The organism is Edaphosphingomonas fennica (assembly GCF_003034225.1).
Taxonomy (GTDB): domain Bacteria; phylum Pseudomonadota; class Alphaproteobacteria; order Sphingomonadales; family Sphingomonadaceae; genus Sphingomonas_E; species Sphingomonas_E fennica.
The window spans coordinates 19,651-27,519 of record NZ_PHHF01000064.1 but is presented as its reverse complement, the minus strand read 5'-3'; the positions used below and the strand labels follow the sequence as shown (position 1 = coordinate 27,519).

Below are 7,869 nucleotides of genomic sequence, written 5' to 3'. Positions count from 1 at the left end.
AGAATTCACCAACCGGCGCGGCCACCTATCGGCCATCAAAATTGACGCCGACCGGACTCCGTAATCGTCGCGCTACACCATGCGGGTGATAGCGTCTTTCGACATCTGCTGCGCTGCCGATTGTCGGTGCATGGACATCGACCAGATCGGGCGCGTGTAGCAGGCTTTGAATTTCGCCACGAATGGCGGCGTGCCTATCCTGCATCCAGCGGGCGATCATGCCCTCACGGACTTGTCGCTGCTGAGGCGTGAGGTCAGTTGCCCATAGCTCCGGTGCGTTTAGACCCGGGTTCGCGGCTTGCTGTGCACGATACCAGTTGGCCAACTCCTGGCTCAGATTCTGGCTCATCTGCATGCCGTGCGTTTCGGCATAGCTCGCCTCGCGCGAGAGCTGTTGCGAGAGCTCCTCAAGCTTCCGCGCAGATTCAGAATAAGAATCCGCAAGCGCAAGCGCATCTTCCGTGCTCATCGATGACGAAGACATTCTCGAGGCGCGACTGAACGAACCACCGCGAGAATAGGTGCCATCAAACACCGAGGCACCCGTTCCGTTCGCATGATCGTCCCGGAAGCCGCTGGAAGAGGTATTGCCGCTGTCGCTGCTTCTGGTGTCGTTGGTTTCATAACGCATTTGGTCATTTTGAGTGCCGGATTTTGATACCATCAGGCCCGCCCCGGGCGAGGCGATACGACCGCCACGCTGACCACCGCCTTGACCGACCTGACCACCACCTCTTCCGCCACCAATTCCTGCGCTAATTGTTCCCGACACCACATCTGAGGTTTCGGCTTGTTGGCCGTGGCTTCTGGAAGCTCGCTCATTCTGAGCTATGGTCGAGCGTTCCTCAAGGCCCTCCGATGTAGTCCCGGTTCTCCGGTCAAACCGCTCGATCGACGTGTTAGCCTGACTCCCGCTGCCCGAGTCCCAACCAGATGCCCGTTCGGTTGAAGTTCCATAGGCGCTTCGGTTGGTGTGGGTCGCCGTTCGAATTTCGTTGGCAAGATTTTCCACTCCGACAGCCTGGCGATGTGCCTCGCTGGCCTGTTCGCGCGTCTCATTGAAGAACGAGGTGTTGAGATTGGGCGACACATCGAGCCGAGACATGGCCTGGGACATGTCGAACACGTCGTGTCCGTCGCCGAAGCCCGTGATCATGGTGCCGTTGTCCTGGCGGAAGCCCACGCTGGGCGCTCCGCTTACGTAACTTGCTGCCGTCGTCCACTGATCCGCCTGCCGCATGTTCGACGTCGAGTTCGCCCAGCTCACATTTCCATAGGAATAGTTGCCCGTGGTCTGCTCGAGCGCCGCGGCCTCCGCCGCATTCTGAGCGGGCGCTAGCATCGACATGGACTGTCCCGCGATTGACATTGCGCCGCGCGCGAGACCGGCAGCAAGGAACGGCACGCTCATCAGCATGAAGCCGGCGATGGTCGCCGTCTCGCCATTGACCGCCCCGATGCCGGCATAACTGCCAAGCGTCACCCCTCCCCCAGCCACACCGTTCGCCGCTGACTCCGCCCTCGTCATGCAGATCATGTGCAGGATCACGTAGAGAGGGCCCCAAGCTGCCAGGTAGAAGAAGCCCATGGCATAGCCCTTGAGCGTCCCGACACCGGTCTGCGGCATAAGGAACAGCGGAAAGATGACCGGGAACATCGCGAAGAAGACAACAGTCAACACGATGTTGAGGATCGGCACCCAGGCCATCGCCTGCTGCGCGATCGAATTGTACGTGTTGCGGGCCTGGATGTCGGCACGGGTCTGCGCAAACGTGTCGATGGCGGCAGCGCCGCTGCCGCCCGCCATGCTGTTTCGCGCCTGCATGAAGGCATTGATCGCCGTGTTCTGCCGCATGGTCTCGGTGAAGTTGCTCGCCGAGCCGGTGAAAGCGGCGTTCACGACCGGAACGTCATGCTTGAGCTTGTCGGCAGCCAGCGCGTTGCTGAGCTTGGGATAGACCTCCTTTCCCCAGAGCGGCGCGTTCGCCTCGATCATCGGCGTCCATTGCGCGTCGAGCGCCTGATAGGCTTGGCGGCAGGTGATGATGAAATTCTGGACGGTGCCGTCGCCCTGCCGCTCAAGCCATTCCTGCGACCGCGCTTCCGAGCCCGGACCGATCGCTGCCCACAGATCGGGCGCCTTGGCGAGGTTGGTCAGCGATTTCTGATAGAGCATCACGTCGCCGAAGACGCAGTTTTTGAAGTGGCTTTCGAGGTTGGTCGAAAACTCCGCGTCCCGAACGACGAAATTGCGCGTCGCGTCGAACAGGCGCGCACCATACACCATGCCGTTGGTCGAGTAGTTCAGCTCGCTCGGCATAACAAACACGGTCTCGGCCGTGCGGGTGAGCCAGTCGCCGACCTGGGTGGTAAAGCTCGCCAACACGCCGAGACCCATCGGCACATTGTCGATCGTCGCCGGCGCGAGGCTCGGGTTGATCCGATCGGTCACCTTGATGCTGACCGTGGGCACCATCAGGCAAAGGTAAATGGCCGTCGCCTGCAAGAACCAGTTCATCCACGCCTTGTAGTTGAGCGTGAAGGCGACAACGAGCAGCGAGTAGATCAGGCCCATCACCATCACCACCCGCAGGAGCGAGCGATAGCCCCCTCCGCCTGACCAGGCCGCGACGGCATTGAACACGTTTACGAGATATTCGCCGCCCCCGACCGTGAAGACCTCCAGCATCGCCGCGCTCCCGCCCTAGTTCAGCCCCTGCGCGTTCAGCCCGCGCGAGAAATTGAGCGCGGAGGCCATGCCCGGCGTCATCGAGTTCTGCAGGGTGGACTCGAGCATGATGCTGCGGTTGATGATTTGCATCGTCACCTGCAACTTGTTGTTCAGCCGGACGTCACGCTGGCTGAACTTGGCGCGCGTGGCCGCGATCTGCTGTTTCCACTGCGTCGCGGTCTCCTGGTCGAACGTCTGGTAGTGGACCTTCGCCTGCTCGACCCGGTCCAGCATATTGTCGAGCATGGCGGACAGGAGATCGACCGCGACGATCTCCGACAGCGTCTGGATCTCGCCGTCGGTCAGCGCATAGTGCGCATAGGCCTGCACCGCGAGAATCTTGTAGATCGGCACCGTCGCGAGGTTGAGCAGCTGCTTTTCCGCGGCGTTGAGCGGCGTGTCGGACCGGATCTTGTCGCTCATCGACTTGATCATCGTCGCAATGCGCGGACGCAGCGCCGATGACGCAGGAACCGACAGCGTCTGCTCGCCGACGTCGTAGCAATTCTCGTCATTGCATTTGAGCATCTTGACCGGCGGCGCGTCCGCCGTCCCGTCGAGCAGCGCTGTCACCACCGCCTCTTCGGCCGGACCGAACATGACGACCTTGCCGCCGACGCTCGGATCGGTCGAAGGCGTGGTCACGACCGTGCCGACCAGCGTCATGACATATTCGGAGAAGGACTGATCGAATGCCCCAAACTTGGCCGATTTCCTGAGCGCCTCCCAGGTGTAATTGTGCGGCTCACCGACCAGCTGATCCTTCATCGACGCGTCGGTATTGCCCGCGATGGTGGAATCGCGCCGGTTGCCGTTATTGCAGCCCTGGCGGGAGGCGGCCCAATCGGAAAACACGCCCTGGCTGTTGCCGACGGCTTCGCAGATCGTCGCCCGCGTCGAATCCATCTGCGGCCAGATGCCGCCGACCAGCGCCTGCGCGGTCTCGCAGCTCGAGATATTCATCTGGTTGAGGAGCTGCGCTTTCTGGCTGAACTCATCCATCACCTTCCCAATCTCCGGCGATACGGAATCGATCGCGAGCTTGAACGCAAAGCCCAGCGCATTGTTGGCCGTCGCCTTCAGCATCGCGACGATCTCGGAGGCGTTGATGAACGAGAAACTGCCGCTGAAGAGGTCGATACCGCCACAGCCAGCCCGCGCGCTCGGTAGCTGAAGGTTGAACGGCTGCACGCTTTTCTGGGGGAAGCGGGTCCAGACGTTCCCGAGCGAATAGTAACCAGCCGATTGACCCTGATAGGCAGAGGGGCCGGTGACATTGGCCGCGCCGCCCGCGTCCGAGAAGAAGTTGTTCATCTCGGACGCGACATCGGCGCGCGCCACGCCGACGATCGCGAAATTGAGCGCGGCGACCATCGCCATGGAGGCGCCCGCTGAGCGGAAGAAGCGGCGCGCGCGCCCTTTGCCACGATGCTGTGCCATCAGTAATCGCTCCCCACCTTGGTGTTCGTGAGCGTGAAGATCCGGTCCATGATCTCATCCGCGCTGAGAATGCCGTAGCCGATCGGAATCGTGCGCTTCGTCACGGTATCGAACAGGACGAGCGCCGGCGTTTCGTTGCCGGGCACACCCATCCGGGCGCGCTGCCCGGAGTCGACGACATAATTCGGGAATTCCCGGCTCGGACCGCCGTCCATCGACACCGCCATCACCGCCATGCGATGGCTGTCGGTCACCGAGCGCAGGATCGGCGCGAACAGCTCGCAGGCGCCGCAGCTCTGGGCGTAGAAATAGAACAGCCCGTAACGCTGACCCAGATTGGTGAGGACCGCGTCACGATCGGCCTTCCGGTTATCGAGCCAGGCGCGCTTGCCGACCGTCGAGACCGGCCTTTGCAGCGTGTAGTCGATGTCGGGATTCTGCCACAGCGCGCGCTGCCAGACATCGGAGAAGGTCGATGCCCGGTCGAGCTGCTCGCGCTGGAAGCGGACATAGGCGATGACATTCTCCTCCGACGGTTCAAGGATCGCCTTCGCCTTCAGTTCGTCGAGATGCTTGGTGATCGTCGCCATGCGGTCGACAGCGCTCTGCTGTGGCGGTGCTGCCGGCGCTTCCCGCGGGACGGCCTTCGGCTTGTCGCAATAGAACCATTGGCCGAGTTTTCGCTCGCCGCAGTAGAAGTCGTCAGGCCGGCTCTGCTCGATGGTATCGGACGGCGGCGGCGCGTTCTGCGCCATGAGCGGCGCCGCCAGGCCAACGCCCACGGCGACCAGCGTCGAAAGCCTAGCGATTATCGACATCGCTCATCGTCCTTTCATCGGCTGAGGCAGAATGCGCGGAAGGGTATGTGGGCGGCGGGCTTGCTGTCCCGCCGTCCCCGCCTACGAGGTGGACGCAGCAGTCAGCCACGCTGACAGGGGGCGTGCCGCAGCGGTGGGGCTGCGGTGCCGGCGAGGTTTGCATCGCGAGCGATGCAAGAAGGGCGGGCAGCTCGATGATGAAGAACGGCATGGTCCTATGTCCTTGGGCTAGTCCTGCGGCTCCGCGGCAACGAGAGGGGTCCTGCCCATCTCACTTGCCGTGAAGGTCGTAATAGTTCTGAATCTTCTGCTGGATGTCGGTCATGGTCTGGACCTCATCGGGCAGCTTGGCGGCATCCATGAAGTCCGCGTAGACCTCAGTGAAATCCATCACCGACAGGTCGAGGCGGGAAAATTCGTCGATCGTGAACCCGAGGCACTGCTCTTTCTTGGCGGTGCCCCAGGCCTTGCCTAGTTGCGGACGGCCCTGCTCCTGGAGCACGCGGCTGAGCTTGCTTTCGAAACAGCAATAGGCGGTGCGGCGCGTGCTGCAGATTCCGAGGAAGCTCGACGAGCAATAGGTGCCGAGATTGTGGCAGAGGCCCATGCGGTCCTTGATGTCGAGCTGCATCTCGGACTGCGAACAGGCGAACAATGTCAGGAACGGCGTCGCCAGCGCGGCGATCGCGGCGGGACCACCCGCCAGCGCCGCCGCCCCCGCGCCGACGGTAAGGAGACCAGAGGTCTTGCCAGCACAGCAGTTGATGAGCCCGAAGACGGGCTTGTGGCAGGTTTCGCGACTGCCCTTGAAGACGGTGAAATTATTCTCGTCGAACTCCTTGCCCGCCTGGTCGATCGAATGGAGCGCGACCAGCGCATCCTTCAACTCGGTGGAGGCTTCCCGAACGATCGGCTCGCAGTCGCCGTTGATGCAATAGACGTCGTCGCCGCAGATATATTGCGGCGTATCGCTCGGGCCGCCTGACGGCGTCGGGCATTTGTAGACCCGGTTCTCGACCTTGCAGGGACCCCCGTCGGGTTCCTCGTCCAGGCATTCGGTCCGAAGGTACGTGCAGCTGCCGTTTGCCTCGAGGTCGCCGCAGTCGTTGGCCGATGAAATGCGATGACACTGATAGGTGCGCTCCCATGCCCAGCAGGGCTGGGTGACGGGAACGCCATTGACGATCCTGGTCACCGGATCGCTGGAAGTGCAGACCTCGGTCTCGAGCGTGCAGTTCGCGTCAGCAGCGTTCGCGGCACACAGGCCTTCGTTGCGCGTCACCACCGGCACCGCCGGCTCGTCCTGCTTGGTCAGCCAATAGTTGCCGGTCGAGAGCACATAGCCTGGATGGTATTCGCCCGGCGTGATCCCCTGGGCCTCCGCCGTACATTTGACCTCCACGGCAGTATGGCCAAGGCTCTTGCAGTTGGGCGCCGCTGTGTACCCATAGGCGCTCATATTGTCGCAATAGTCGATGACCCGGCTTTCCCAGCAAACGCCCGATGCGATCTCGTCGTCGAACGCGGCGCGCGCGGGATAAGGGCCACCATCGGTCGGCAGGAAGCTCAACCGGCCCGTATAATAGGTGTAGACTGTCCGCGGCTCGGCACGAACATCGAGGGTGACGTTGCAGGTTCGCGCCTCCGTCGTGACCTTGCTGCCGGCGTTGCAGCTCGCCTCGTAGTATCCCGCGCTGCCGGTCGCGGGCGGCAGGGGCACGCACGTCCCTTTGGTTCCCCCCATCGACTCGCCGGCGAGATAGGTCGATGGGTCATTTTCCACCGAAGTCGCGCGGGCCGTCGTCGAGAGGATCTCGGAATTGCTGAAGGTCGCTCGGGTGCGATCGGCGTCGGTCGTGATGCGATATTGCTCGTTCGACGACTTGGCCGACTGGGCCGCCGCTTCCAGCCTCTCCGGATCGTCGAAATAGGAACCCTCCGGCAGGTTCGTGCCCGAATAGCCCGGCACCGCGGCCGCCTGTGCATCGTTCGACGGCACCAGCGTGGAGTCGTTCCGCTTCTCGGTGCCGAGCGCCTTGCCTTGCTGCCGTGCCTCATCGAGCGTCATCTGCCCGAATGCCGGCGATCCCATCGCCAGTGCGGTGAACAGCACAACAGAGGCAAGGGCGCGCCTCACGGGGCCGTCTTGCGCATGTTGGAAAGGCCGACGGCCGCGATCCGCGCACCGGGACCATTGCCGTCGGCGAACTGCTCGAGCGCATATTCGACCGAGACGTTGCCGACGAGCCGGTCATAAGGCGGCACATTCGTCTGGCAGGAAAATCCGGCGCATAGGTCGAAGTCCGACGAGACCGCGACATAGGTCGGCACGGCCTGCACGTCGAACGCGCGGAAGAGGCGCGGGTCGATGCCGACATTGGCGAAATCGTTTTGCCGGTCGACGATCTTGCCGAGGCTCGTGGCGAACTCCTTCATCGAATTGTTCGGGAATCCGCGGAAGACGACCACACCGCCAGCCTTGGCGGTATCGGCGATCAGCTTCTTCAGCGACTGCGGCGGCATCGAGAGGCTGGCGAAGACGATGAGCTGGGGCGCCTCGCCCTTGCCCGCTGTCGCGTTCGAGGCAGCGCCGGCGACGATTTCATCGAAGTCGACGGGACCGGCAGGGCCCTTGGGCAGGTCGCTCTTCGCGACACGCTGCATGTTCGCCATTCCGGCGTCGCGAGACTGCGCCGCATCCTCGCGGAAGGCATCGCCCCGGTCCTTCACCTGGTTGACGAAGGCCTCGGCATCGGCCTGGAGATCGGCCGAGCGCTGCTTGATCGCCTGAATGTCGATCCCGTCGACGTTCTGCGCCAACAGCGCCGACATGCCGGCTATGGTGAGAATGGCGGCCGGGACCCAGAGATAGGTGCGCAT

At 62.8% G+C, this 7,869-nt stretch carries 5 protein-coding genes; all 5 read right to left on the bottom strand.

Annotation, left to right across the window (positions count from 1 at the left end; all coding sequences use genetic code 11):
- Positions 1-25: 25 nt before the first annotated feature.
- On the bottom strand, positions 26-2,689 hold the full coding sequence (locus tag CV103_RS15080) for a conjugal transfer protein TraG N-terminal domain-containing protein (RefSeq protein WP_107395420.1): 2,664 nt from the start codon (positions 2,687-2,689) through the stop codon (positions 26-28).
- 15 nt (positions 2,690-2,704) lie between these two features.
- The gene (locus CV103_RS15075) at positions 2,705-4,105 is read right to left on the bottom strand and encodes a conjugal transfer protein TraH (protein ID WP_026149935.1); all 1,401 of its coding nucleotides are present in this window, start codon (positions 4,103-4,105) and stop codon (positions 2,705-2,707) included.
- 65 nt (positions 4,106-4,170) lie between these two features.
- Positions 4,171-4,989, bottom strand: coding sequence for a conjugal transfer protein TraF (locus tag CV103_RS15070; protein WP_211314409.1), 819 nt, complete (start codon positions 4,987-4,989; stop codon positions 4,171-4,173).
- Between the two features lie 271 nt (positions 4,990-5,260).
- Entirely contained in the window at positions 5,261-7,057 is a 1,797-nt protein-coding gene (locus tag CV103_RS15065) for a conjugal transfer protein TraN (protein WP_245896873.1), read from the bottom strand.
- Positions 7,058-7,122: 65 nt separating this feature from the next.
- On the bottom strand, positions 7,123-7,869 hold the full coding sequence (trbC, locus tag CV103_RS15060) for a type-F conjugative transfer system pilin assembly protein TrbC (RefSeq protein ID WP_107395419.1): 747 nt from the start codon (positions 7,867-7,869) through the stop codon (positions 7,123-7,125).

What these genes read in the sequence shown, in the direction of transcription:
- CV103_RS15080 (WP_107395420.1), bottom strand. Translation starts at nt 2,689, where the DNA reads ATGCTGGAGGTCTTCACGGTCGGGGGCGGCGAATATCTCGTAAACGTG.
- CV103_RS15075 (WP_026149935.1), bottom strand. Translation starts at nt 4,105, where the DNA reads ATGGTCGCCGCGCTCAATTTCGCGATCGTCGGCGTGGCGCGCGCCGAT.
- CV103_RS15070 (WP_211314409.1), bottom strand. Translation starts at nt 4,989, where the DNA reads ATGTCGATAATCGCTAGGCTTTCGACGCTGGTCGCCGTGGGCGTTGGC.
- CV103_RS15065 (WP_245896873.1), bottom strand. Translation starts at nt 7,057, where the DNA reads ATGACGCTCGATGAGGCACGGCAGCAAGGCAAGGCGCTCGGCACCGAG.
- trbC (WP_107395419.1), bottom strand. Translation starts at nt 7,869, where the DNA reads ATGCGCACCTATCTCTGGGTCCCGGCCGCCATTCTCACCATAGCCGGC.